Genomic DNA, 26,521 nt, shown 5'->3' on the forward strand with positions numbered 1-26,521 from the left:
ATCTTTTTTACAAAAATGTTATAGGTTTCGATTAAATGTATTGGGGAAATTTCCCCGGTTTACATCAGGACAAGGAAATCAGATACCCCGTATAGCCGATATAGCAAGCTATCAAAATGATCCCTTCTATCCGTGTAATAGTCCGTTTCTTGAAGAACCAGCCGAAGATGTAAAGCAGCACGCAGGAGCCGATCAGTATGCCGAGATCCGTATTGGTGATTCCCTGTATGTTTAGCGGACTGATAGTCGCACTGCATCCCAAGACGAAGAATAGGTTGAAAAGGTTGGAACCGATCACGTTTCCGATCGCCATTTCGGGATTCTTCTTCAGGGCAGCCACGACCGATGTCGCCAGTTCGGGGAGCGATGTCCCTCCGGCAACCAGCGTCAGGCCGATGATCGATTCGCTGATTCCGAGGCCGCGGGCGATTCCTGAAGCGCCGTTCACGAAGAACTGTCCTCCGTAGATCAAGCCCGCCAGACCGCCTGCGATGAACAGGACGGACTTCCATACCGGCATCTCCTTTATCTCGGATTCGCCTTCGCCGCTGCCGTTGTGGGCAATGGCAAACGTGTAGCCTAAGAAGATAAGGAAAAAGCACAATAACAACATCCCGTCGCTACTGCTGATCGTGTTGGTCGCGGCCTTGTTGATCAACACATCGTTCGCACAGATGAACAGGACGATGGAGGCCAGTATGCAAAGCGGTATTTCCTTGCTTAACGTCCCTTTCGTGACGCGGATCGGAACGATGGCTGCCGTACAGCCTACGATCATCAATGTATTGAAGATATTGCTTCCGACCACATTCCCGATTGCCAGGTCGGCACTCCCTTTCAGGGCGGAGACGAGGCTGACGGTCAGTTCGGGAGCCGATGTCCCGAAAGCGACGATCGTCAGTCCGATCACCAGGCTGGAGATGTGGAAGCGCTTGGCTATCGAAGCAGCCCCGTCGGTCAGTGCGTTTGCACCGACCAGGATCAGGAGCAATCCGCCGATCAAAAGAACGATGTCCATTAGAAAGGCAGATCGTCGATCGGGTTGGCCGGACCGAAGTCAGGAACGGCAGATACGGCCGGGGCTGATGCCGGTATGACGTTCTCCGGAGTCATGGCTCCCGGTGCCGACTGGGGAGCGGCGGCCATCGGGCGTTCCACTTTCCAGGCGCTGATATTCGTGAACCAACGTCCCTGATATTCGCGGCTGTCTATGTCGAAAAATACTGTGAGTTCTTCTCCGGGCTGTATGGCTGCCTGGTCGATGCGGTCTGCACCGAAAATCTGGAAGCATACTTTCTTAGGGTATTGGTCATGTGTTTCCAGGACATATTCCTGCTTTTTCCACTCGTTTCCGTTTTTGCTGATACCGCCTTGAACCGGCAGTACGGCGATGATTCTTCCCGTAATTTCCATGTTTCTTGTTTTTATTAAATTGCTGCGAAGGTACGATTTTCCTATGTAACAAGCTAATTCTTTAAAGTTGTTTTTATAGGCGGAGAACTATTTGGGAGTTTCCAACACTTCGAATGCCTCCTTCATGGCGAGCAGTTCTTCCTTGATCTGTTTCAACCTGTTTACAATCTCTTCGTGGCGGATCGTCGTTTCGGGGTTCTCTTTCAGCTTTTGCCGGGCGCCGGCCAGCGTCATGCCCCTTTCTTTCACCAAGTGGTAGACCAGGCGTATCGCGTCGATGTCTTCCTGCCGGTAAGAGCGGGTCCCTTTGCCTGTCTTGCGCGGGTTGATCTGGTCGAACTCCTTCTCCCAGAAGCGCAGGGTCGATTCGTTGACGTCGAACATCTGCGCCACCTCGCTGATGGAGAAATAGAGCTTTAGATTTTTATCTTTATTTAATGCCATCGTATTAAACAATGTTTAATCCATAACCTGGCCGTGATTTTCGGCAATCTGTATCATGCGGTCGTATTCTTCCGGAGTCAGGTCCATGTAGTAGTATTTGGACGGGTTGTCGTGTTTGCCGCGGACAATCACCTCGTAGTGGAGGTGCGGGCCGGTCGATTTCCCTGTATTGCCCACTTCCCCGATCACTTCTCCGCGCTTTACTTTCTGCCCGACACGCGCCCGGAACTTGCTCATGTGGCCGTAAAGCGTCTGGAATCCGTGTCCGTGATCGATCATCAGACAATTTCCGTATCCCTGTTTCCAGGCGGCAAAGGTAACGACTCCGTCGCCGGTCGCATAGATTTCCGTACCCACTTTGGCGGAAAAGTCCATGCCGGAGTGGAAGCGGGGAGTACGGTAGATCGGGTCGATACGCACGCCGTAACCGGACGCCGTACGTTTCAGGTCCTTATTGGCAATCGGCTGTATGGCGGGAATGCACTTGCTTCGTTCTTCCTGGTTCTTGCCCAATGTGATCAGCTCTTCCAGCGAGTTGGACTGGACATAGAGTTGTTTGCTCAGCATGTCCATCTTCCGGGTGGTCGAGACGACCAGTTCGGGGTTGGACAGGCTCATCAGGTGTTCATACCGGTTGGTCCCGCCGAAGCCGGACTTGCGGACGGATTCGGGGATCGATTCCGCCTGGAAGATCGCCCGGTAGAGGTTTTCGTCGCGTTGCTGCATGTCATCCAAGACCTCCAGCGCATTGGTCAGGCGCAACGAAAGCACTTCGTATTGCGTCTGCAACAGCTTGTTCTCCTTCTTTAGAAGCGATTCGACCGGCGAATCGAACGTGCGGGAAAAGATAAAGAAAATGCCTACGCCGATCACGATACCGATGCTCAGGTGGCGGAGCACACCGAAAAAACGGTCTTTGGCGGAGGGGTAAACGCGCTCGTAACTGAGCGTGTTGGGGTTATATAAGTAATATGTTTTTCTGCTTTTAAATAGTTTCATCAAATATTTTCTTGCTTGGATACGTGCAAAAATAATAATTTGCTGTACTTTTGCAAATTGTTTTTCAGAATATTAACGAGACTATATAGAATAGATTATGTTGACAGCAAAAGAAATCCGTGAATCATTTAAAGACTTCTTCGCTTCCAAGCAGCACCAGATTGTGCCTTCTGCTCCGATGGTGGTGAAGGGCGACCCTACATTGATGTTTACCAATGCAGGCATGAACCAGTTCAAAGATATAATCCTGGGGAACGTACCCCGTAAATATCCACGTGTCGCGGATTCACAAAAGTGTCTTCGTGTGAGTGGCAAGCACAACGACCTGGAAGAGGTCGGACACGATACGTACCACCACACCATGTTCGAAATGTTGGGAAACTGGTCGTTCGGCGACTATTTCAAACAGGAAGCGATCAACTGGGCATGGGAATACTTGGTTGAAGTGTTGAAACTGAATCCCGACCGTTTGTATGCCACCGTGTTCGAAGGAAGTCCTGCCGAAGGCCTTTCGCGCGACGACGAGGCTGCCGGCTATTGGGAGAAGTTCCTGCCGAAAGACCATATCATCAATGGCAACAAACACGATAACTTCTGGGAGATGGGCGATACGGGTCCTTGCGGCCCTTGCTCCGAAATCCATATCGACCTCCGTCCGGAAGAAGAACGTGCCGCTGTCCCCGGCCAGGAGATGGTGAACAAAGACCATCCGCAGGTGATCGAAATCTGGAACCTGGTGTTCATGCAGTACAACCGCAAGGCCGACGGCTCGCTCGAACCGCTGCCTGCCCGCGTGATCGATACCGGTATGGGATTCGAACGCCTCTGCATGGCTTTGCAGGGCAAGACGTCCAACTACGATACGGATGTTTTCCAGCCGATCATCAAAGTGATTGCCGATATGGCGGGTACTGCTTACGGCAAGGACAAACATCAGGACGTGGCTATGCGTGTAATCGCCGACCATATCCGTACGATCGCTTTCGCGATTACGGACGGTCAGTTGCCTTCCAATGCAAAGGCCGGTTATGTCATCCGCCGGATCCTGCGTCGTGCCGTCCGTTACGGCTATACGTTCCTGGATCGCAAAGAGTCCTTCATGTATAAGCTGCTGCCCGTACTGATCGAAACAATGGGGGATGCCTATCCCGAACTGATCGCGCAGAAGACGTTGATCGGGAAGGTGATCAAGGAAGAGGAAGAATCTTTCCTGCGTACGTTGGAAACCGGTATCCGCTTGCTGGATAAGAAGATGGAAGAGACTAAGGCTGCCGGAAAGAACGTGATCAGCGGTGTAGATGCCTTTACATTATATGATACATACGGATTCCCGTTGGATTTGACCGAGCTGATCCTGCGTGAAAACGGCATGGAAGCCGACATCGACGAGTTCAACGTCGAGATGCAGAAGCAGAAGGACCGCGCCCGCAACGCTGCCGCCATCGAAACCGGCGACTGGGTGGTGCTGAAAGAGGGCGGATCGGGCTTCGTGGGCTACGACCTGTTCGAATGTGATGCCGAAATCCTGCGTTACCGCCAGATCAAGCAGAAGAACAAGGTATTATATCAGATCGTTCTGGACCAGACTCCGTTCTACGCGGAGATGGGTGGACAGGTCGGCGACACCGGTTGGCTGATTGCCGACGACGAGACGGTCGACGTGATCGATACGAAGCGCGAAAACAACCTCCCTGTACATCTGGTAACAAAATTGCCGAAAGATGTGACGGCGACTTTTACCGCCAAGATCAATGAGAAGAAACGTATCCAGTGCGAATGCAACCACTCTGCCACTCACCTGTTGCACGAGGCGTTGCGTGAGGTGCTGGGAACGCATGTCGAACAGAAAGGCTCCTATGTCTCTCCCGACTCCCTGCGTTTTGACTTCTCCCACTTCCAGAAGGTGACGGACGAAGAAATCCGTCAGGTGGAAAAGCTGGTGAGCGAAAAGATCCGTGCCAACTATCCGCTGGAAGAGCATCGCAATATGCCGATTGCCGAAGCGAAAGCATTGGGCGCGATGGCTCTGTTCGGTGAAAAGTATGGCGATGAAGTCCGCGTGGTCAAATATGGCAACTCTATCGAGTTGTGCGGCGGTACGCATATCCCGGCGACCGGCATGATCGGTTCCCTGCGTGTGGTCGGCGAAAGCTCCATCGCGGCAGGTGTGCGCCGTATCGAAGCGGTAACGGCCGAAGGGGCTGAAAACTACACTTTCATGTTGCAAGATTCCCTCCGCGAACTGCGTGCGATGTTCAACAATGTGCCGAACCTGTCCCAGACCATCAAGAAGGCCATCGAGGAGAATGCCGAACTGAAAAAGCAGGTAAGCGACTACGTGAAAGAGAAAGTGCAGTTGCTCAAGAAAGAACTGGTGGCAAAAGCCGTTGAGCGCAATGGTGTCAAAGTGATCGTCTTCCGTGGCGAAGCCAACGTGGACGCTATCAAGGACCTGGCTTTCCAGATCAAGGGGGAAAGCAATACGGAGGAAAAGGTCTGCTTCGTGGCAGGCATCCAGGACGGCGAGAAGTGCGCGTTGATGGTCATGCTGAGCGAACCGCTGGTAGCCGAAGGCTTGAATGCCGGCAAACTGGTGAAAGAGGCCGCCAAACTGATACAAGGCGGCGGAGGCGGCCAACCTCATTTTGCAACAGCCGGAGGCAAGAACGTGGCCGGACTGGGCGAAGCCGTCGAACACATCCTGGACGCAGCCGGTCTGAAATAAGAAGAAAGAGACGTTCCCCCTGCAAGGAATGATAGTTTCATGCAGGGGAAACTTTTGTGGCGGTGTGTCAAAACTCCTTTATCACGATCTTTAAGGCACGGATTTCACGGATTTACACGGATAAATTTATTATCTTTCCGTGTAATCCGCGTAATCCGTGCCTAAATTGTGTCTATTGTAAGCAGGATTTTCTTTTTGACACATTTTCTTTTCCCCGTTTTGATAATCGAATAACATATAATACCTTTGCCGCAACGATTATAATAAAAAAGGACAGTATGGCCGCTCAAAAAGTAGTAATCAGCAAGGATCTCAAAGCCGATTTGCAGGCGTTCCTTGCTTCCATGAGTTATGATAAACTCTTTATCCTGACCGATACGAATACGCAAGAAAAATGTTACCCGCTGATACACGATATTCCGGCCTTGCAGGAGGCTCCGGTCATTACCGTGCAGGCGGGCGATACCCATAAAGACATCGAACAGGTCGCTTACATCTGGTCGCGCCTCTCGAACGAGGGGGCTTCCCGCAACTCGGTTTTAGTCAATCTGGGCGGCGGTATGATTACCGATATGGGAGGCTTCGCCGGTGCGACTTTCAAACGCGGGCTGCGGACCGTCAATATCCCGACTACCCTGATGGCCTCTGTCGATGCGGCCGTGGGAGGAAAGACCGGGGTTAACTTCAACGGCCTGAAGAACGAGGTCGGTTCTTTCTATCCGCCCGAATGTGTCTTTATCGATTGTGAGTTCCTGCGTACGCTCGACCGCGACAACCTGCTTTCCGGCTATGCCGAAATGATCAAGCATGCGCTTATCAGTTCGATGGATATTTACGCCTCCGTCCTGTTGTTCGACCTCGATGCGAAGATCGATTATGCCTTCCTGAACAGGATGGTCGCCCAATCCGTAGCCGTAAAAGAACGTATCGTGGAGGAAGACCCGAAAGAGCATGGCATCCGTAAGGCGTTGAACTTCGGCCATACGATCGGCCATGCCTACGAAAGCCTCTCCTTTAAGAAGAACCGCCCTTTGCTGCACGGCCATGCTGTTGCCGCCGGCATTGTCAGCGAATTGTATCTGTCTCATAAAGTATGCGGCTTCCCGATGGAGAAATTGAGCCAGGTTGTCTATTATCTGAAGGAGTATTATCCGGCTTTCGTGTTCGATTGCAAGGATTATGAAACCTTATACGAGTTGATGACGCACGATAAGAAGAATGAAGCGGGAATCATCAACTTCACCCTGCTTTCCCAAGTGGGTGACGTCCAGATAAACCGGCAGGTAAGCAAGGAGAAAATACTCGAATCGTTGGATTTTTATCGTGAAAGCTTTGGAGTATAACGAAAAATAGTTACCTTTGCAGCCGTAAAACAAAAGCGGGGTGTAGCTCAGCCCGGTTAGAGTACGCGTCTGGGGGGCGTGTGGTCGGAAGTTCGAATCTTCTCACCCCGACATTGATTTACAAAGGCTTATAGTTATCGCTATAAGCCTTTATTTATTTACTGGAACACAAATGGAACACAGACTCAAATAAGACACGGAGTACTTGCTATTGAAAAGCTACCATTTAAATTCTGTGTAAATATTATTCCGAAGAAAGAATTCTCCAGATATTGAATTAATATCCTTGAAATTTAGAACATCAGAACGCTTGTAAAGTGTACCTGGGTATTGATGTTCAAATGTGCTAACAATTCCTTGAATAGTAGGTAGTAAGATGCTCAATGATGAAACGATGTGTTCAAACCCATCAGTCGGTTTGTTGTAAATTTTGCAATAAAGGTAATTGGCAACACATTTGATTCCTGCAACATTAATACCATAATTTTTGATGTCATTAGATGAATAGCCTAAGTCGGAGAGAACCGTTAAGACTCTGGGATTATCAAGGGCGTTGCAACTTAATATTTTCCATCTGCTTTGAGAATCTAAATCATAGAAAGAATTACCAATAGCAAGATAAAACACTGCTTCTGATTTAGATTTCCTTGTTTGATAAAGCATTGTTTGAGCGGTAAGATTGTCAAATGATTCGTTTTCAAGTGCTTCTAAAGCAGGTGCAATCAATTCAATAGCATAGCAGTGCATTAAATGTTGTAAAACTGGTGAAATATAATAATTGAGTAATAAATCTTCTGTGACACAGGGAATAAGCTCATAAGACTGTGTAAGATTAGATACTTTGGAAAGACGTGATTTAAAATATTGAATATCCTCTTTAGTATAACCGATCTCTGTTGATAGCTCATTTAAGAATCTTGTGTCAAGATTAAGGGGCTTTTCTGATTGGGATACAGAACATGTTTTATATCCATTTAAAACTGATTGGTAATCAGCCTGTGGAAAAACAGGTATTGCGAATAGAAGCAAATATGTGGTAATGAGTCTTTTTAACATACTGATGTGATTTAAATAGATTTAATGTTGAGTGGAGTTTTTTTGTCTTGATGTCTTATAAATATCTTTCTGTCAGATAGTCACAGTAACGTTCGTTCCCTGTATAAAATTCTTTTGATAATTTGATAATTATCTCTTGATAGGTTGTATGACTGAATTTTATATTGTCTTTTTGGGCTATTCCTGCAAATTCTTCTATTTCTTTCCTATGCTCTGCACCTTCAGTGCCGATTACATCGTACCAGAGATATAAAAGGTGGAAATTCTTGCAGTTCTTTTTTAACCCTAATATGTGTTTAAGTAACTGTGCTGCATCTAAGTATTGATATTTGTTATCATCTGGAGATATTTCTTTTGCCAATTGGTATAGGTGTGGTATATTGTTCCAGAAAGAGTCGTTTTCAACATATTTAGTTTTTAGTCCTCCATGTCTTTTACAATATGGTTCGGTGAATTTTGACTCAATAGCAAAGACTTTCGGTCTAAAGTTTTCTATAATAACGTCAATATTGGGTGTGTATGGGAATAAATCCTTGTCTTCACTAATTTCGAATTGTTCCTCAAATTTGATTTTGTAGTCAAAAGGTGTTTGGGATATGGATTGATTGGATTTTTCCTGTACTAAATAAGATGAGTCTTTAGCACACAAGTTACAAGCCCTCATGATTGGATAAATATTCTTCCCTTGCCAATATTGAAACAAGTTTACTACAATGGCGGAAGATGAATGGATCGCTTTCATTTTAGCTAATCGAGTTTTACTGTCTCTTGTCTCATGTCCGTCCCCCGAATTGTAATAAGTTAAGTTCTGGGGTGTTAATTGTTCGAATAGGTTATTTGCTAAGGAATGCAGATAATTTGTTTCTCCTTTGTTGTTTTTTGTACCTCCGATTAATTCAAAGTTGTTTCTTTGAGCCCAACTTTGTTGTTTTGATTTAATGAATTCTAATCCTCTCATAAAGTCATAATTGTGCCATTCGACTCCCTAATGACTGGATTTAGAAAAAGAAAGTGTGGAGCCATTCGTTTATTGTGTAGGAGGTTCTGACAAAACCCAGAAACAAATAAACAATACTCCACACCTGTTTAGTATATGTTTTGAGAACATATATCTACACAAGTGATGAATGTTATTGCTATCCCTGTTTCTTTGAAACTGTCAGATTTCCTACACAGGATAAAGCGAAACACTTTCACTACAATTTGCCACTATGTGTGACCACCGCAAAGATAGTAAAGTTTGCTCAAAATAACATTCTGGTTAGAGAATATTGTTTTCTTTGCTCTGGGCTTTACTATAATACGATAATTAAAATGAGATAGAAAAAACGATGCAATGTTTTTTTACATTTGAGGGGTTCGTCTATCTTTTTGTTTTAATACGTAGTCGTTGATTATTAGTTTATTATGATATTTACTCATTTGAGAAGTGAAAGAGTAGGTTGTTTTTGTTTACATGAGATTTTGGTTATTTAACTTTTTTAGAGGCTATGAATTTTTTTTATTGATATTTGATATTGAAACGTTTGCAGATGTAAAAGAAAGTGGCGATTTTAACTCCATCTTCTTTTTTGTATTTTAGACATCGATTATATTGCATATCACAATCACCTTCGTTGTATTTGGGGTATATACGACTAATCAGATGAAACCAGTATCTTCCTTCTTCCCCAAATTCATAAGCCAATGCACAGCCTATTTTGAACCAATCTTGATATTGCTTAGTTATGTCAATTCTATTTTTCCGAATGATTGAAACTATCTTTTCTACCTGTTTGCGGATTTCTTCTCTTTGGGTTATTGTTCTTATAATCTGTTCGGATTTATTGTTTGTGTCTATTGTGTATTGAAAGGGAATTGGATTTTCGTTAAAATAAGGATTTTCATCATAACTTGCAACTCTTAAACTAACAGGGCTTTTGACACTTTTGTCAACTTGCAATTTGAATTTTCTATTCAGATACATTGCAAGTGCTTCAAAGTGCTGTTTATGATATTCTGGATTTTGTATTCTGAATATTAGAAATATTCCTTCTCCACTTAGTGATAATCCTGCATAGTATAAATAGGGACAGTGTAAACCAATTACATTTTTACAATCTGCTAAGTCAATATTTGGGTTGTCTTTGGAGTCAATATCAATGCACAATAATCCCGTGTGTTTAATTATATTGGATTCTCGTCTTTGGCTAAATGTGCCACTTGGTGTGATACACATAAGATTTCCTTTGATTCTCTCTCTTGTTTTCTTATCTGTGTTTGCCCTGTACTTTTCAACTTGTTTTCTGAACTTATCAGATAATAGGAATTTACTTAATCTTATTGTCTTGATAGGTTCTGTGCTAAAGATGCTTTCAAATAATGACACTAAAGGTTCTTCAAAGGGAGTGAAGATTCTGCCACTCCCTTTGAAATTAGTATTTTCTTTTTCTTCTTCTTTTTCTTTCCCTTTGAAATTTTCATTAGGAGTGTATTTAAAAAAAGTCATACTGCTTTAAATCAATTATTTAATGTTTGAATTTTACTCAAAAGTTGTTCAGTTTTGATTCAATATTGAATCAAAATCAGATTCGTTTAGATCATCTTCTGTAATACAATTGCTCAGTGTTGATTTGTTTTTCTTTTTAGGCAATGGTATTTTTTCTTGAATTTCGTCTTCAAAATCAGAGGATAATTTCTGTTTTTGAATTTTTGCACAATACTTTTTATGGTTTGCTTTTATTTGTGCTATAGCCATTTCTTGTACAATTGATGCTCCTGTAGGTAGATTTTCTACCATTTCTTGATTAAGACCGTACTTGACAACAGCTTCATATGCAATTAACTTATTTCTTTTACTTAATTTTTCTATCGCATTGAAAAATGAACGATAGAAAATAAAACTTTCTTTTTTCATCTTTTCTTTGTTTTTTAATAATTAATCCCTTATTGTTTAACTTGTTAAAAAAAATCTTCGTGGGTTTCAATATGGTTGGATTGTAACCATTGATTGATTTCATCTTTTTTAAAGAAGATTCTTCTACCGCCATGTGCGGGTTTGTGATAAGGAATTTTTCGCTCGTGTGTGAGCTTGTAAATCGTAGCTTTTTTGTAGCCAGTTAATTCAGAAACCTCTTCAATTGAAAGAATTTCCGATTGTTTTTGTTGAATTGATAATGATTCTTGAAACACACTTTTGATAAGAGCCTTTACCTGACAAACATTTAAGTGCATAAGCAAGTCATTATCATGAATAACATTATTTGTATTCATAGATACATAATTTTTATTGTTTAGAATGTGAAATTTAATTCTAAACATTATTACACAATTTTTTGATTGTCTTGATTTGCAAAAATCAAGGAAAGGCATTTTTTGAAAGAATAGTGTGTATGCTTCACACCTAAAATGTAGTTTTCAAAAAGCGCAACAGATTTTTCTTTCGCTTCGTCGGAATGAAGATGAACAAAACAAAGCAACGATATTGGCTACTCTATACGTCCTTCTTAGATTCGCTGCAAAAGTATGAATAATATTTTTATGAAGCAAATTTTTTATGAAAAGCTATTTTTGTTGTTTGTTATTTTTATAACCATCGGTTTTAATAATTACGAATACCGTTCAAATGTTATACTAATCGTAGAGAGCTTTTGCGGCTTCATCTATTACAGTTGTGTCGAAACTGTCCAGATAGGTGTTAGTTGTTTCCAAATCTGCATGTCCTAACATTTGGGAGATTTGTTCACGTGCTACATCATTACGTTGCAACATCATTGCCATTGTGTGACGACTTACATATGTGGTTAATTTGATATCGGTTATCTGTAACTCTTCGGCTAAGTCAGCCAAATAGTTATTATATTTTTTATACCTGTATCGAATATGATTATATAGCCTTTCTCCGGCATATCCACTAATAGAAACTATGGGAACGATGAAATTGTCGACAGTAGGATTGCTTTCATTTAGACTATCTAATAGCGATTGTATTTCTGCCGTTATTTTAATCTTAATGGGTTTTACACTTTTCTGATGTTGTATTTTATGGCGTTTATAAACAATGTACTCTCCTGTGTTGAGGTTTAGAATATTGTTCTTTGTCAGATATGCCATGTCAATAAATGATATTCCATAGCAATAGTATGACAATAGGAATAGCTTACGGGCATATTCTCGTTGAGGGTTATTGGATTTGGAGTTTTTTATTTTATTGAAAGATTCTACAGTCAAGTAGCGTTTTTCTGTTTCTTCATCTAATTTGGCTATTTGAAATCCTCCTTTACCGAAAGGATAAGTTTTGTCGGTAGCTTCTTTTTCTTGGATAGCTCTGTTTAATATGCTCCGAAGAGCTTTAAAGTAGTATTTTCTTGTATTTCCTTTACATCCTCTTTTTTGCAAGAAGATGTCAAAGCCGTTTACAAATTTGATGTCTATTTCTGAAAATATTCTTGTATCAAACTTGTTATCATAATGTGTAAGCATATTTAATGTTGCAGCATAACAGTTCGCATTGCCGATATGTCCAGTTTCTCGTAGTATATTAATATGGTTCTCTAAGTACGCTTTTACTTTGCCTTGTTTTGATTTGTTCAAAAAGGCTTCCTCAAATTGGTTTAGAGTCCAGTCTACGTGCTCTCTGTGGAAATTATCTATTATTTCCTGTGCTTGTACTCTGTATTTACTAAGTAAAAAATTGTACTGTTTGCGTTTTTCGTTTTCTTCCTTTTCTTTTTTATCTCTTACATTTTTAAGAATAACGAAACATTCATTATCTGCGTCCCAATATTTGTTGTCGGCGAATATCTTTAGCGTAAAGTATTTGCGTTGACGTTCTTTGCATATCCGTAGGCGGATAGCATATAGTCCTTTTGTATTGGGAGTATCGTTTCTTTTTACAAAACTTATCGTTTCTGTTATTGTTTTCATCATGAAATATCTGTAATCAAAATAAATCAAATTAGATAAAAGATAATACGTTGATTGTCAAGCAAATATAGTAATTTTGTGATTAATGTTAAATAAAAGAACGGAGAATTTTGTTTTTGTTATTTTATTTGAATCTGATTCTATGGTTAAGAGTGATCGTGTTATTTAGTGGAACACATTTGGAACACACATAGTCTAAATAGGGTAAACTTAATCAAAGTATTAATGTTGATTATCAGGTAGATGTCAAGTAAATACTAATAGAGGAAAATAAAAGATTTACCACGAAATACCTCTGGGGGGCGTGTGGTCGGAAGTTCGAATCTTCTCACCCCGACAATAGCTGAGTAAAAAAAGAGACTTACTTGTAAAGGTAAGTCTCTTTTTTTACTCTTTATTTGTTTACCTGCTCCAACAGGTGGGGAGCGCATTTGAAATGAATAATGGTCCTGGGAGACAGTTGCACGGCTGTCCCGCTTCTCGGGTTTCGTGCTGGACGGCTGGATTGAAAACGGGGTTTGAATGAGCCGAAACCATGCAGGCAGATTCTTTGACCGCCTTTGACTTCCTGGACAATTAGTTTTTGCATTTCATCGATTGTCCGTTTGACATCTTTCTTGTCTAATCCTGTTTTCTTGGACAGGATGTTGATAAGCTGACTTCTGTTCATATTCGTATTATATTGCTAATTAGTGGATCTTATCCGGTTGATTTGCTATTCTAATTCTTTTTTGTTGAATTGATTATCTGTTTGTTCTTAATTCTGTTTCCTGTAGTCCGAAGGAGACAATCCCGTGTGTTGCCTGAAAAACCTCCCAAGGGATGTCTGGTTGGAGAAATGTGTCCGGATAGCGATCTCCTGGACATTCAGGGACGAGTTCTTTAACAGGTACTTGATCTCCTGCAGGATATATTCGGTTATCCAGTCTTTGGCCGACATCCCGCTCACTTCCTTGACTACCATTGTGAGATATTTGGGAGTGATGTGCAGCTTGTCGGCATAGAACGCCACGCTTCTGTTCTCCTTGTAAAACTTCATGATGAGCAGGAAGAAGACGTGGGCCAGTTCTTTCTTATGGTTGTCAAATGTTTGCTTTCCCGTGTGCGAACTTACTTTATATACATTGTAAAGGTCCAGATAGAAAATCCGCATGAGGAGGACGACCGAATCCTTACGGTATAAGTTCTCAGGAGCATTCACCTTGCTGTAAATCAATTGGAAGAAATTGATATACTTGGATATTTCCAAGTCCGAAAGCTTGTAATGATAATGGCTTCTCATATAAAAGAAGAAGTGGGGTGAAAAGCGGCGTAGGCCGCTAAGCACGTCGTTATAAAGATTAAGAGACAATGAAAAATAGCTGACTGTGAAATCTTGGCTGATTTCAGACAGAGAGACCAGCTGACCCGGAAAAATGACCACCAGTTCCCCTTTCGTAAACAGATGTTCATACCCATGCACATCCACTTTCGCCCTTCCCTCCGTGCAAAAGGCGACAACAGCCCTACGGGAATAAGAAGGATATAAGGGAATGGGAAATTTCGTTGAATTCCTGATGATCTTGAAATCGTTTCCTAAAGAATGAGAAATCTCCTTGTGATCAGATGTCCTTTTATTTTTGTCTGACATGTTCATTTTAGTTTCGTTTGTAAAAGTATAATTTCGTTTTATATGAAAACCCATTAGTGCCGGTTTGGTATAGTTTTCCAGAAATATGAACCCTAATCACGGTCACTTTTTTGCAAAAAATGATTTTATCCACCTCTTAAACCGAAGGTTTAATGTTTTGTTTAGGCGAAGTTTATAAAGAAAATTAATGCGGATAGTTTCGCAAAATGAAAGGCTTTTGGGAAAAACGGGAGAGAGGTTTTGCCGGTTAAGATGTGTGTGAAAAAGCAAAAAGCGGAACAGCCATAATGATTGTTATAGCTATTCCACTTTTTTATAATATGTCGTCTTTCTACCTCTTACCAGGTAATCTGCGGTAGGAATTTGGAAATCGTTTTCTTCAGTTCGACGATATTGATGGGCTTGGTGATGAATCCGTTGCTTCCGGCAGCGCGGGCGGCTTCCATGTCATTTTCGAAGGCATAGGCAGACTGCATGATAATCGGGATGCTCGTGTCTTTCTTTCTAATCTCCTTTCAGCGCTTCTATACCATTCATTTCCGGCATTTTTATATCCAGCAGAATCAAGTCGGCTCCCTTTTCTTCAAAAACTTTCAATAGCTCCAATCCTGTCCTGGCTTGTAACACGTTACAGTGTCTTTTTAAAATGGTTTTTAATAGCAGGAAATTGCTTTCCTCGTCTTCTGCGATCAGAATAGTTACATTGTAGTTGTCTTCGTTCGTGCCCATATCTTTTATATTATCTGTGAACAAATTTCAGCATTAATTTTTACATAACCAAATAGAATAGAACTTATTCTATGTTTAGCGGCTCGATTATCTTTGCCCATCATGAAATATCGTGAAACCGGGATTGGATTTATTTTTCATGTTTATTGAAAATAAAAGCTCCTAAAGGTTGAAAGATCCGAGGATGTTTGTATATTTAGTGCATTAAACGAAGCGGCGGGATTAAACTTCCCGCTTTCGGGAATAGTTATTAACGAAGAACAAGTATAACTTTAAAATCAAACATCATGGGAAAGAGTCAATTAATTCACAACAATGAGTTTCATTTGATTAATAAAGCTGAAATTCGCAAGGCTACAGGTAAATTGGTAGAATCGTTGAACCTGGCAGCAGGTTCTACGGACGGATTTGATATTTATAAGGTAGTGGACGCCTATTTTACGGACCTGGACAAGCGTCATGAAATTAATGCTTTGTTGGGTATCGGCGAAAGTTGCCAATATTACGGTGAACAGGAACAGGTAGAGGAAGTGATCAAGGAGGTAGACTAAGAGCGCTTTCTCTATTTTTTTCGGGCAATAAAAAAGGAGATATCCTCTGCGGACATCTCCTTTTATTTTATCTGAAAAGGCGGTAATTACTTACCAGCCAATTTTTCTTTCAGGGCTGCGAGTTCTTCAATGTCACCCAGTGTAGTCTTTTCAACCGGACCGGTTACCATTGCAGATTCTTCTTCTTTCTTGCCACCGCGTTTTGCAGACGATTTCTTTTCGCCGGCTTCTTTCTTGGCGCCTTTCTGTTCATCTTCGAAGATACGGCTGTGAGAAAGGATGATTCTCTTGGCTTCCTTGTTGAATTCGATTACCTTGAACTGCAGTTTCTCGTCTACGGCAGCCTGAGAACCGTCTTCTTTTACCAGGTGTTTCGGAGTTGCGAAACCTTCTACGCCGTAAGGCAGAGAGATGACAGCACCCTTATCCAGTACTTCGATGATTGTTCCTTCGTGGATGGAACCTACCGTGAAGATGGTTTCGAATACATCCCAAGGATTTTCTTCCAGCTGTTTGTGGCCTAAGCTCAAACGGCGGTTTTCTTTGTCGATTTCCAGAACCTGGACTTCGATTTCAGCACCGATCTGAGTGAATTCCGACGGGTGTTTGATTTTCTTTGTCCAAGACAGGTCGGAGATGTGGATCAAGCCGTCTACGCCTTCTTCGATTTCTACGAATACACCGAAGTTAGTGAAGTTGCGAACTTTAGCCATGTGGCGAGAACCTACCGGGAAACGAGATTCGATATCTTCCCACGGATCGGCTTTCAGCTGTTTGATGCCCAGAGACATCTTACGTTCGTCGCGGTCCAGAGTCAGGATGACTGCTTCGATTTCGTCACCTACCTTCATGAAGTCCTGAGCAGAACGCAAGTGCTGTGTCCACGACATTTCGGAAACGTGGATCAGGCCTTCTACGCCCGGAGCGATTTCGATGAATGCACCGTAGTCAGCCATAACGACAACTTTGCCTTTTACTTTGTCGCCGACTTTCAAGTCCGGATCCAAAGCATCCCAAGGATGCGGAGTCAGTTGCTTCAAGCCGAGAGCGATACGTTTCTTTTCGTCATCGAAGTCAAGGATCACCACGTTGATCTTCTGATCCAGCTGAACGATTTCTTCCGGATGAGAAACGCGGCCCCAAGACAGGTCTGTGATGTGAATCAAACCGTCTACGCCACCCAGGTCGATGAATACGCCGTAGGAAGTGATATTCTTGACCGTACCTTCCAGTACCTGGCCTTTTTCAAGTTTGGAGATGATGTCTTTCTTCTGCTGTTCGAGTTCAGCTTCGATAAGAGCTTTATGAGATACAACAACGTTCTTGAATTCCTGGTTGATCTTGACGATCTTGAATTCCATTGTCTTACCTACAAATACATCGTAGTCGCGGATCGGTTTGACATCGATCTGAGAACCCGGCAAGAAGGCTTCGATGCCGAATACGTCGACGATCATACCGCCCTTGGTACGACATTTAATGTAACCTTTGATGATTTCGTCTTTTTCAAGCGCTTCGTTGACACGATCCCAAGAGCGTGTAGCGCGTGCTTTCTTGTGAGACAGGATCAACTGTCCTTTTTTGTCTTCCTGGTTTTCGATGTAGACTTCTACTTCGTCACCAATTTTCAGATCCGGGTTGTAACGGAATTCTGCCATAGATACAACGCCGTCTGATTTGAAACCGATGTTCACTACGACTTCACGTTTGTTCATTGCAGTCACGGTTCCCATAACGACTTCTTTGTCCTTTACCGTGTTCAAAGTCTCGTCATACGTTTTTACAAGATCGTCCTTGCTTACTTCACCGTAAGAATCGCCCTTTTCAAGAGCTTCCCAGTTGAAATCTTCAATGGGCTGAATGTTCTTTAAATTTTCCATTCTCTAATTGTTAATACTTAAGTTTGTTTTAATTAGTAAGTTAGACATTATGTTGTCATCTCTCAAAAATCGGGGGCAAAGGTAATGCTTTTTTCTGACTTGCAAGACTTTTTATATGGAAAAACAATCTTTTTGGCTTGTAATACCGCTACTTACATCTTTTCTTTCTGAGACATCTGCCTCCTTTTGAATAGTTGCCTGAATTTGTAATCCGCTCCTAACAGGATGAGGGCGAGCATCCCGATATAGGTATAGAAAGGCAGTGTGCTCATATCGGGCATCTGCACGGATATTTTGGGGATGCCCATATAAAGGAACGAGGCGATCGCGATGCCGATCATAGACAGCGAGGCGGTGATGACGGCGATCCATCCCCAGCGTTCGTTGCGCTTGCGTATCCGTTCGGCTTCGGCCATGATCTGCCTCATCACGTTGGCACGGAACGAAGCGGGAAGCTCTTCTTCCGGCATCCGGCTAAACAGATCTTTTAATATGTCATTCTTTTCGGTCATTTTATTGTTCCTCCATTCCTTTTAATACGACAAACAGTTTCTTTCGTATGCGATGTAATTTTACTTTTATGTTAGAAGCGGTCAATCCGGTGATCGTCGCCACTTCGTCGATCGTTTTCTCTTTCATGTAAAAGAGCAGGATGATCGCCCGTTCGTCGGGCGGCAATTGGGCGAGGGCGGCATCGAGCATCCGGATCCGTCCGGAATCGTCCGTCCTGCCCAGCGCCTCGGCCACCTCTTGTTCCGATACATTATTGATAACCGATTCCTCTATCGCCAGAAACTCGTGTTTCTTTTTCCGTGTCTCCGAGATGGCAGTGTTGTAGGCGATCCGGTAGATCCAGGTGGAGAAACTGCATTCCCCTTTGAACGAAGAGAGGTGCTTGAACACCTTCATAAACACATCCTGCGCCAGCTCCTCCGCATCTTCCCGGTTTCTGACCACCTTTAAGATTAACGAATGAACAGGACGGCTGTATTTATCCAGAAGGCAGGCGAAGCATGCCGTATCTCCCGCTTGTATCCTTTGTATATAATATATATCGGTGTACAACTCCATCGTATTATAATGGACGCAAGCCGGGCGAATAGGTTACAACTTATTCTTTGTTTTTTTTGTTCCGGCATACACATAATTACGGAAAAGCCAATCTTCGTTTTTGCTGGAAGGCTTCAGATCAACTGATTGGAGCTGTGATACCGCTATCAAGTTGTTGGAATAACGAGTAAGATAGTTTATTGTTTCGGCAGAGCTTATGTTGTTGTTTTTCGATAATGCGCGCAATACTTTGACGATAAACCGATATTCATGTGAAGATAATAGATATTGGAGTGCATTTAACTTCTTTTGCGAGTAACGTATGTTTATTTTGTCTCCATTCACAAAGATGAGACCCAAGCTCAAGCGTTCTGCTATTTCTGAGCGGATTACGCCATAGATGATACTATATTTTAAATTATTCATGACTAATATTATCGTTTACACATATTAAAAAATTCGACCATACGTTTTCAACCCATTCCCGCTGGAAAAGTTGTTGCAGTTTTTCGGTTATGACATCTTTGTGGATGTTCCATTCTTGCGGTATCGAATCAACAATTTGATCGGTTAGCATACCGCTCTCATTTACGCAGTGATTATAATGGGGCTTTAACTCTTCCGCGAGTTTCCAAATTGAATCAGATGTGTACTTCTGTATTAAATGATGAAATATTTCTGCATATCTTTTTTTTTGTGTCACATATCTGCTTGTGGAAGGGGTGATATCTGCTACACCCTCCAAAAAATAGTAACCGAGCGCAGGACCGGACAGACTGCGAGGAGTTAAAACATGCCCCCAATGTTCTTGTTTTATTTTTACAAAAGCGTATTTAGGTGAATTGATTTTCCAAACAGATGCAAATTGTGCACCGATAAGTTCACTCGCCAATTTGAATGCACGAGTAGACGAGCGCATATATTTGCAGATATACCAATTTTTATCCGAACAAGCAACCAGGACAGGTCTTTCTCCTGTGTCATATAGTTTTTCTATCGCCTTGATACTGTCTAAAATGGGTATAGGTGCCATTTGAAATTACTTTTTATTCTGTTTGTAAATATACATAACTTTCGTCGAACGGCAAAAACATTACGGGTAATTACTGGTAATCGCGGTCTAAGTTGCAATTTTTTCTTCCCGATCTGTAACCTTTCGGAAAGAGGTGCGTCAAAAGTAGCAAAGAAATTAATTAATCATTTAAAACAGTACAGTTATGATGGATTTTATTGTTGTTCCGTTGACTACCGGAATCGTATTTGCTGCTATTTATGGCTTGTTTGAATTGTTCGTGCGTAGAAAAGAGCGGTTGGCCATTATCGAAAAGATCGGTGAAAGAGTGGATATGACTGATTTTGGGAAAAAGCTCTGCCTTCCTTCGTATAGTTTACCCCGTTTTTCATTTAGTTCTTTAAAGGCGGGATGTCTGTTGATGGGAATCGGTTTCGGAGTGCTTGTGGGTTTTATCTGTGATGTGGTGCTTGCCGCCAATAGACATTCGTTGGATTTTCGTAATGAATATGAAGCTATTACTTCTGCTTATGGCGCATCCGTCCTTTTGTTCGGCGGTTTGGGGTTGATTGTCGCATTCGTTATCGAGACGAATATGAAGAAGAAAGAGGATAAATGATAAAGTTTTCACTTTTTTCTCAGGGTGAAAATTTATTTTCCCGCAAGTGAAAATAAATTTTCATCGGCATGGAACAAAAGTTTCATCGGCGGGAAACAAAAGTTCCGTGCCGATGAAACTTTTTGTTTATCGGGAGGAAAGAGACGGTTGGTCGGAACGTTTCCACTCGTTGATCAGCTCGCTGATCGTTTCCTTCACCGACATGATGCGGGTGGTCCGCCAGGCATTGCTTCCGGCAAAGGCATAACCGTTCTCGAAGTTCCCTTTGAAAGCGTTATACAAGGCGGTCACGATGCAATAGGGACTTCGCGAGATGTCGCAAGTCTTGATGCAGTTGAAAGGACAAGCCTTCGGCTGCTTCAAGCCCTCTTTCACTTTCTGCAAGAAATTGCAGTGGATGGCTCGTCCCGGCATACCGACAGGACTCTTGATAATCTCGATATCCTTTTCTTCCGCTTTGATGTAGCTTTCTTTGAAAGCATCGGAAGCGTCGCACTCGGTGGTGGTGACGAAACGGGTTCCTAATTGAACGCCCGATGCTCCCAGGTCCATCACGCGTTTGATGTCTTCACCCGTGTAAATGCCTCCTGCTGCGATTACCGGGATTCTCTTGTTGTATTTTTCTTCGAAGTGTGAAACTTCTTCCACTACCTGGGGCAGCAGTTCTTCCAGTGAGAAATGCTCGTCTTCCAGCTGGTTCTCCTTATATCCTAAGTGGCCGCCTGCTTTCGGGCCTTCCAGCACGACAGCGTCGGGAAGGTAGTCGTAGTTGTTTTTCCATTTCTCACAGATGATGCGGACGGCACGCGCACTGGAAACGATGGGAACCAGTTTCGTCACGCTGTCTTTCTTCAGGAAAGACGGCAGGTCCAGCGGAAGCCCGGCGCCACTGAAAATGATGTCTACCTTTTCCGCAATACTGGTTTTCACCAGTTCGGCGAAGTCTGAAAGGGCGACCATCACGTTCACGCCGATAATGCCTTTGGCCTTTTCACGGGCTTTGCGGATCTCGGCTGCAAGGCCCAGATTGCCGGCTTCGGTGTAGTTGGGAGAAAGTTTCTTATATAAGAGACCGAGACCGGCGGCGGAGATAACGCCAATCCCACCTTCATTTGCAACGGCTGAGGCTAAGCCGGAGAGAGATATTCCTACGCCCATTCCACCCTGGATGATTGGAATGCGGGCTTTCAGATCCCCGATTGTTAATGTCTTCATGTAAATAAAATATGTAAATAAAAAATATATCCCGCAAAGGTAGCACAATAAACCAAAGGATGTGCAAAAAGAGCCAATATTATTGCACAAATTATTTGCCATTGTGCAATAAAGCTTATTTGACCGGGATATAACCGACCTGTTTAACCGTTGCCTGCCCTTCTGCCGACAGGATATAATCGATAAAAGGTTTCACTTTGCCTTCCTTCTTTACATCGTAGTAATAGAATAGCGGACGGACGATCGGGTATGCCTTGTTTTTCGCATTCTCGAAGGATGGTTCGGTGAATGTCTTGCCTGCATCGTAAGAGACATGGATCGGTTTTACTTCTTTGTTGACGTAAGCCAGGCCGACATAACCGATCGCTCCTTTGGTCTGGCTGACAGACTGGATGATCGCTCCGGTTGCGGGCATGCTGAGGATGCCGTTCATATAGTTCTTGTTCTTCAGGACGCTTTCTTTGAAGAACTCGTATGTCCCGGAGGATGTTTCGCGCGAATAGGCTACGATCTTCATGTCGGCGCCGCCCACTTCTTTCCAGTTCTTGATCTTCCCGGTGAAAATGCCTTCCAACTGTTCACGCGTCAGGTTGGATACCTGATTGGACGGGTGTACGACTACTGCCAGCGCATCGTAGGCGATCACCACTTCTTTGGCGCTTTTCTTCGCTTCCTGCAGTTTGACTTTTTCGTCGAATTTCATCTTACGGGAAGACATGGCGATATCGGTTGTTCCTTCCATCAAGGCTGAAATACCGACGCCGGAACCGCCTCCCGTCACCGTTATCTTGGCCGATTTGTTTTTGTTGATGAAGTTTTCCGCTTCCGTCTGGCTTAAGGGAAGGCAAGTGTCGCTTCCTTTGATTTTCTGCGCAAACGCGTTCGATACCAACATACTGGCGGCTACTGCGGCCATAACAATTGTCTTTTTCATTACTTTGTCTTGAATTAATTTTCTGTATGCAAAGTAAGTACAGGCGTATTGCAGGCGTGTGAAACAGATGTTACGTTTCTATTAAAACTTATATTGCAGGCGCAAGGTGAAGACGTCGTCTTTCCTGTCCTTTTCATATCCCTTTACGAAGTCGCTCTTTTCGTTGAAGTTGAATTCGTAGTAGGCTTGCACGCGGATATGTTTGTTGAAACGGTACAAGGCGCCGATGCCGAGTGTGCTCTGGGCGAGGTCGGTCTTGGAGGTGAGGCTGTTTTCAACGCCGATCTCATTCCCTTTCAACTTGGTGTTGGGATCATAAGCGTCGTATTTCAGGACGGCGGAGAATGGAGTGGTTCCGATATCGTGCACCAAATAGAAGAAGTAGCCGATGAAAGGACGCTTGAACAGGGAGTTTTCCGGTTCGTTGGCCGGACGTGTCCCTGTGTTGGGACTTTTGCTGCTGCCGGCAATGCCCGGCTGTGTGCCTAACAGTCCTTCACCGCGCAGGGTGGTCGTTCCCCAACCGTTTTTGAATGAGAACTGCGCGTCCAAGCCGATGTACTCGCGTTTCATGTATGTACCGGTTTCTCCTTTGTCTATTGCTATGAACTTTTTGCCTTGAAGTTCGTAGGCCGTGGTGGTCGGATTGTAAACGCCGCCATTGTAGTAGGAGGCGCCTAATCCCCATTTTCCCCAGTTGCTTATTTCCTTTTCGGCTCCCAGGCGGCCGATGAAGTCTTTGCGGCTGTCGGTCTCGCGGTTGATGCTGTTACCGGCGAACAGTCCGGCGTCAAGGCGTAGAAAACCGATCGGGCTTGTCTCTTTGGCTCGTAGCGTCAGCATGGCGCCTAAGTCGCGTTCGTCCGGAAAGAAGTATTGGATGATGGCGGCACGTTCGGGAGATTCCAACCCGCTTGTCGAGTAGCCGATTTCGTGGCCGAAAGGACGGTTGAAAACCCCCGCCATCAGTTGGCTGCGTTTTGTCCAGGGATCTTTTATGCCGATGTAAAGGTCGCGGAAGCTGACGCCTTTGTCGTTGGCTTCGATCTGCACGGCGCCGGTTCCGATGCCATCGTCATATTCGAATTTCAACCGTCCGCGGCGGATGCCGAAACGGTTGAAACCTTTATCTTCATGTTCGTTCTTGTCGCCTACTTTCAAGGTGGCATCTTCCTGGCCATATTGGAATTGCCCTTGGATATAGGCCGATACTTTGAACTTGCTGAGTTTCCGGACGATTTTATCCAGAGTCGTCGTCTCTTGCGTGAGTGAATCGACGCGAGCGTTCAGCTTCTCTATTTCCTGAGCTTCCTGTGCTTTCATGGCAAACGGAAGCAGCGCTAACAGACCGAGCGCGATAATCTTTCCTGATTTCATTCCTGACTTTTTGGGTTGTGGGGGATAAATACCACATCACTGTTTTTCCGTTTGCAAAGGAACAAGAATGCTGTTTCGCAATTACGACATATATGTTACATTTATGTTACAAGTTGCCCACAACATGGCGCGTACTTTCCGCACGCTTTTCAAGTTCTTTGATTGTTAATGTTATAACTTTTCCAACCGGCTTATTGTTCCGGTAAGTGACAATACGCAGCCAGGTCGCATTCTTGGGTATCCGGAGCGGAGCCTCATACTTCGGAGTGAAGTTGTCGGGATCCGTGTTGTCGAATGTATAATGGATGTCGAGGTTGCCCGGTTCGCTGTCCAGCTTGATTTCCAGTCCGCCGTCTTCTGCGTAATAAGGGGTGACGATGGCGTTATACATGCTGCGGGCGTAGTTGACTTGCGCCTGGTCCGCACGTGCGAAATGTTGTTCGACACGTGGCCAGAACTCATCCCAGTCCGCTTTGGCCGGTCCGGTCCATAGAACTTCGGCAAGTGCCCATCCGCGTGGCCAGGTCATATATTCGGCATGGCGGAAAGTCGGGACGGATTCTGCCCAGAGGTTGCCTTGTCCTCCTAATACCATCTCGGCCGGCACACTGTCGGGAACGGGGTTGAAACTATAGGAATCTTTCAGCCGGCACATGGAATAAGTATCCGGTTCGACAGACGGTTCACCTTGCCAGAGGTCGATATAGCAATGTTCGGTCGGTGTCATAATCACATGATGCCCGGCTTTTGCCGATTTGATTCCGCCTTCCATCCCGCGCCAACTCATAACGGTGGCATCGGGAGCCAGTCCGCCGTCGATAATCTCGTCCCAGCCGATCAGCTTTTTCCCTTTTTCTTTCAGGATGCTTTCCATACGGTGGATGAAGTAACTCTGCAGTTCATTCTCGTCCTTCAGTTTCTCCGCTTTCATGCGGGCCTGGCAACGCGGGCATTTGTGCCAGAAACCTTTGAAACACTCGTCGCCCCCGATATGGACATATTCGTCGGGGAAAAGGGCTGCCACTTCCGTCAATACCTTGTCCATAAACTCGAAAGTAGCGTCTTTGCCGACACAGAGCGTGTTTTCGTCTTCGCCGTAAAACTTGTTGCCGACCCCGACAGCCGACGGTGCTTTCATACAGGCCAGGTCAGGATAGGCGACGAGGGCCGCCAAGCTATGTCCCGGCACGTCTATTTCCGGAATGACGCGCACGTAGCGTTCTGCTGCATAGGCCAGCACTTCCTTTACGTCCTCCTGCGTGTAGAACCCTCCATAGGTCGCTTCTTCTCCCGGTTGCTGTGGTTCGCGTTGCCACCATTGCCCGACCCGCGGAGCACGCCAGGCGCCAACTTCCGTCAGACGCGGCAGTGATTTTATTTCCAGACGCCATCCTTGATCGTCGGTCAAGTGCCAGTGGAATACATTCATTTTGTATTCTGCCAGTTCGTCGATGTATTTCTTCACTTCCTCTTTTGTGAACCAGTGGCGGCTGACGTCAAGCATCAGTCCGCGCCAGGCAAACTGAGGTTTGTCGGTGATATCGGCACAGGGGATCGTCCAGTCGATGCCTTTTTGTTCCCGGCTGCTTTTTATTTCGGGAGGAAGCATCTGCAATAAAGTTTGTACCCCGTAGAAGATGCCGGCCGGCTGGTTGGCAGTGATGATGATCTCGCCTTGTTTTACCAGCAAGCGATATCCTTCTGCGCCGAGAGCGGCATCGTCGGTCAGTTTAAATTCGATGTTGCCGTGTTTCTCAACCGGAACTTCTAAGCCTGTTGCGGGTGCGACCTTATTGCTGAAGTAGCGTGCTATCCCTATCAACTGAGGATTGGAAGTGTCGAGCGTGATAGCTGCCCGGCGAGTCAGTTTGAAGTGATCCGCTCCGACCTTCATTTCTTGGGGCTGTGGGATCAATGCCAATGCATTATCCGGAATGCCTTTGTGGGAACAAGAGCTGAATCCCAGTATAAGGCTTGCTGTAGTGAGGATAAATAGCAACTTTTTCATGAAGCAGTGTACTTGTTTATTGTTTAGGCAGCGAAGATAGAGATTCTATTTCACAAAGCCAATCCGGGGACGTGGTTTATCGCTGATTGATTTTTTACTTTGCAACTCGGCAAGTGTTTGGTTGATCAATTCCAGTTGCACGCGCGTATCTTCGTTGATGTCGTTGTAGTCGGCAAAAGCTTCTTCGATATATTCTTTGAGTTCTTTTATTTCCTGCCGGATTTCTGTTATCTTGTCTGTTGGCGGGTTGGATACAAGTTTCCGGATGGCGACAAAAGCGCGGGTAATTAAAATGCTGGTTTGCACGGCAATCTCGCTTCTCAATACACTTGCCAGCATGACAACACCATGTTCCGTAAAAGCGAACGGTAGAGCCGATTTGGGACGTTTGGTTTTTAATGTCATCACAAAATGTGATGACATAGGATCTAACTCTTCTTTTGTCAATTGAAACATGAAATCTTCCGGGAATCGTGCAATATTGCGTTTCACAGCTTGATTCAGTACGCGAGTTTCTACTTGGTACATTTCTGCCAGATCGAAATCCAACATGACTTTCATGCCTCTGATTTCATAGATCTTACTTTGGATAACTTGTAATTCTTCCATCTGTCGTAAATTTCAATAAAGG

General features: G+C 44.1%; 26 protein-coding genes, 1 tRNA gene and 1 pseudogene. 5 read left to right on the forward strand and 23 right to left on the reverse strand.

The window, feature by feature from the left end:
* Positions 1–64 precede the first annotated feature (64 nt).
* From RDN79_RS12405 to RDN79_RS12420, 4 genes are all read right to left on the reverse strand, one after another.
* Positions 65–1,018 (reverse strand): calcium/sodium antiporter, encoded by a 954-nt coding sequence (locus RDN79_RS12405; protein WP_298553004.1) that lies wholly within the window; start codon positions 1,016–1,018, stop codon positions 65–67.
* The gene (locus RDN79_RS12410; protein WP_298553005.1) at positions 1,018–1,413 is read right to left on the reverse strand and encodes a DUF3127 domain-containing protein; all 396 of its coding nucleotides are present in this window, start codon (positions 1,411–1,413) and stop codon (positions 1,018–1,020) included. The genes RDN79_RS12405 and RDN79_RS12410 overlap by 1 nt, the downstream gene beginning before the upstream one ends.
* Positions 1,414–1,500: 87 nt before the next feature.
* A complete protein-coding gene (locus RDN79_RS12415) occupies positions 1,501–1,857 on the reverse strand; it encodes a MerR family transcriptional regulator (protein WP_298553006.1) in 357 nt (118 codons plus the stop codon).
* A 15-nt stretch (positions 1,858–1,872) separates the two neighbouring features.
* The gene (locus RDN79_RS12420) at positions 1,873–2,856 is read right to left on the reverse strand and encodes a M23 family metallopeptidase (RefSeq protein ID WP_298553008.1); all 984 of its coding nucleotides are present in this window, start codon (positions 2,854–2,856) and stop codon (positions 1,873–1,875) included.
* A 97-nt stretch (positions 2,857–2,953) separates the two neighbouring features.
* Between RDN79_RS12420 and alaS the strand changes: the two genes are divergently transcribed.
* The 3 genes from alaS to RDN79_RS12435 all read left to right on the forward strand — a co-directional run bounded on the left by alaS (position 2,954) and on the right by RDN79_RS12435 (position 7,035).
* The gene (gene alaS / locus RDN79_RS12425) at positions 2,954–5,581 is read left to right on the forward strand and encodes an alanine--tRNA ligase (protein ID WP_298553009.1); all 2,628 of its coding nucleotides are present in this window, start codon (positions 2,954–2,956) and stop codon (positions 5,579–5,581) included.
* 278 nt (positions 5,582–5,859) lie between these two features.
* Positions 5,860–6,924: a 3-dehydroquinate synthase gene (gene aroB, locus RDN79_RS12430; RefSeq protein ID WP_298551405.1), complete on the forward strand. Its 1,065-nt coding sequence runs from the start codon at positions 5,860–5,862 to the stop codon at positions 6,922–6,924.
* 36 nt (positions 6,925–6,960) lie between these two features.
* A tRNA-Pro gene (locus RDN79_RS12435) sits at positions 6,961–7,035 on the forward strand.
* A 108-nt stretch (positions 7,036–7,143) separates the two neighbouring features.
* Here RDN79_RS12435 and RDN79_RS12440 read toward each other — a convergent pair.
* The 9 genes and pseudogenes from RDN79_RS12440 to RDN79_RS12480 form a co-directional block, all read right to left on the reverse strand.
* Positions 7,144–7,980 (reverse strand): hypothetical protein, encoded by an 837-nt coding sequence (locus tag RDN79_RS12440; protein WP_298551403.1) that lies wholly within the window; start codon positions 7,978–7,980, stop codon positions 7,144–7,146.
* Positions 7,981–8,035: 55 nt separating this feature from the next.
* Positions 8,036–8,938, reverse strand: a complete 903-nt coding sequence (locus tag RDN79_RS12445; protein WP_298551401.1) for a hypothetical protein — start codon at positions 8,936–8,938, stop codon at positions 8,036–8,038.
* Positions 8,939–9,481: 543 nt separating this feature from the next.
* Complete coding sequence (locus RDN79_RS12450; RefSeq protein WP_298551399.1) at positions 9,482–10,468, reverse strand: BT4734/BF3469 family protein; 987 nt, start codon at positions 10,466–10,468, stop codon at positions 9,482–9,484.
* A 48-nt stretch (positions 10,469–10,516) separates the two neighbouring features.
* A complete protein-coding gene (locus RDN79_RS12455) occupies positions 10,517–10,876 on the reverse strand; it encodes a DUF6291 domain-containing protein (protein ID WP_298551397.1) in 360 nt (119 codons plus the stop codon).
* A 44-nt stretch (positions 10,877–10,920) separates the two neighbouring features.
* On the reverse strand, positions 10,921–11,232 hold the full coding sequence (locus RDN79_RS12460; protein ID WP_298551395.1) for an AlpA family transcriptional regulator: 312 nt from the start codon (positions 11,230–11,232) through the stop codon (positions 10,921–10,923).
* 360 nt (positions 11,233–11,592) lie between these two features.
* Complete coding sequence (locus RDN79_RS12465) at positions 11,593–12,888, reverse strand: site-specific integrase (protein WP_308573232.1); 1,296 nt, start codon at positions 12,886–12,888, stop codon at positions 11,593–11,595.
* A 391-nt stretch (positions 12,889–13,279) separates the two neighbouring features.
* Entirely contained in the window at positions 13,280–13,555 is a 276-nt protein-coding gene (locus RDN79_RS12470) for an HU family DNA-binding protein (protein WP_298551393.1), read from the reverse strand.
* An 87-nt stretch (positions 13,556–13,642) separates the two neighbouring features.
* Positions 13,643–14,515: a helix-turn-helix domain-containing protein gene (locus RDN79_RS12475; protein WP_298551391.1), complete on the reverse strand. Its 873-nt coding sequence runs from the start codon at positions 14,513–14,515 to the stop codon at positions 13,643–13,645.
* Between the two features lie 338 nt (positions 14,516–14,853).
* Positions 14,854–15,244, reverse strand: a pseudogene (locus tag RDN79_RS12480) (response regulator).
* Between the two features lie 287 nt (positions 15,245–15,531).
* On the opposite strand from RDN79_RS12480, the gene RDN79_RS12485 reads away from it, so the two are divergent.
* Complete coding sequence (locus RDN79_RS12485) at positions 15,532–15,795, forward strand: hypothetical protein (protein ID WP_298551389.1); 264 nt, start codon at positions 15,532–15,534, stop codon at positions 15,793–15,795.
* An 86-nt stretch (positions 15,796–15,881) separates the two neighbouring features.
* On the opposite strand, the gene rpsA is transcribed toward RDN79_RS12485, so the two are convergent.
* The 5 genes from rpsA to RDN79_RS12510 form a co-directional block, all read right to left on the reverse strand.
* Positions 15,882–17,675 (reverse strand): 30S ribosomal protein S1, encoded by a 1,794-nt coding sequence (rpsA, locus tag RDN79_RS12490; protein WP_298551387.1) that lies wholly within the window; start codon positions 17,673–17,675, stop codon positions 15,882–15,884.
* A 152-nt stretch (positions 17,676–17,827) separates the two neighbouring features.
* Positions 17,828–18,187 carry a hypothetical protein gene (locus tag RDN79_RS12495; RefSeq protein ID WP_298551385.1) on the reverse strand — a complete coding sequence of 120 codons (360 nt, stop codon included), beginning with the start codon at positions 18,185–18,187 and terminating at the stop codon, positions 17,828–17,830.
* 1 nt (position 18,188) lies between these two features.
* A complete protein-coding gene (locus tag RDN79_RS12500; protein WP_298551383.1) occupies positions 18,189–18,746 on the reverse strand; it encodes an RNA polymerase sigma factor in 558 nt (185 codons plus the stop codon).
* Between the two features lie 33 nt (positions 18,747–18,779).
* Positions 18,780–19,151 carry a hypothetical protein gene (locus RDN79_RS12505; protein ID WP_298551381.1) on the reverse strand — a complete coding sequence of 124 codons (372 nt, stop codon included), beginning with the start codon at positions 19,149–19,151 and terminating at the stop codon, positions 18,780–18,782.
* Complete coding sequence (locus RDN79_RS12510; protein WP_298551379.1) at positions 19,144–19,758, reverse strand: hypothetical protein; 615 nt, start codon at positions 19,756–19,758, stop codon at positions 19,144–19,146. Before RDN79_RS12510 ends, RDN79_RS12505 begins: the two co-directional genes overlap by 8 nt.
* Before the next feature lie 184 nt (positions 19,759–19,942).
* Here RDN79_RS12510 and RDN79_RS12515 point away from each other — a divergent pair, with 184 nt between their 5' ends.
* Complete coding sequence (locus tag RDN79_RS12515; RefSeq protein ID WP_298551378.1) at positions 19,943–20,356, forward strand: DUF6249 domain-containing protein; 414 nt, start codon at positions 19,943–19,945, stop codon at positions 20,354–20,356.
* Between the two features lie 126 nt (positions 20,357–20,482).
* Here RDN79_RS12515 and RDN79_RS12520 read toward each other — a convergent pair whose 3' ends face one another.
* The 5 genes from RDN79_RS12520 to RDN79_RS12540 all read right to left on the reverse strand — a co-directional run bounded on the left by RDN79_RS12520 (position 20,483) and on the right by RDN79_RS12540 (position 26,499).
* Positions 20,483–21,571: a nitronate monooxygenase family protein gene (locus RDN79_RS12520; RefSeq protein ID WP_298551376.1), complete on the reverse strand. Its 1,089-nt coding sequence runs from the start codon at positions 21,569–21,571 to the stop codon at positions 20,483–20,485.
* 115 nt (positions 21,572–21,686) lie between these two features.
* On the reverse strand, positions 21,687–22,505 hold the full coding sequence (locus tag RDN79_RS12525) for a phosphate ABC transporter substrate-binding protein (protein WP_298551374.1): 819 nt from the start codon (positions 22,503–22,505) through the stop codon (positions 21,687–21,689).
* A gap of 81 nt (positions 22,506–22,586) precedes the next feature.
* A complete protein-coding gene (locus RDN79_RS12530) occupies positions 22,587–23,882 on the reverse strand; it encodes a hypothetical protein (protein ID WP_298551372.1) in 1,296 nt (431 codons plus the stop codon).
* A gap of 106 nt (positions 23,883–23,988) precedes the next feature.
* Positions 23,989–25,890, reverse strand: coding sequence for a beta-N-acetylhexosaminidase (locus RDN79_RS12535; RefSeq protein WP_298551370.1), 1,902 nt, complete (start codon positions 25,888–25,890; stop codon positions 23,989–23,991).
* 45 nt (positions 25,891–25,935) lie between these two features.
* Entirely contained in the window at positions 25,936–26,499 is a 564-nt protein-coding gene (locus RDN79_RS12540; protein ID WP_298551368.1) for an ORF6N domain-containing protein, read from the reverse strand.
* Positions 26,500–26,521: the final 22 nt, after the last annotated feature.

Source organism: uncultured Parabacteroides sp., from assembly GCF_902493135.1.
Classification (GTDB): Bacteria; Bacteroidota; Bacteroidia; order Bacteroidales; family Tannerellaceae; genus Parabacteroides.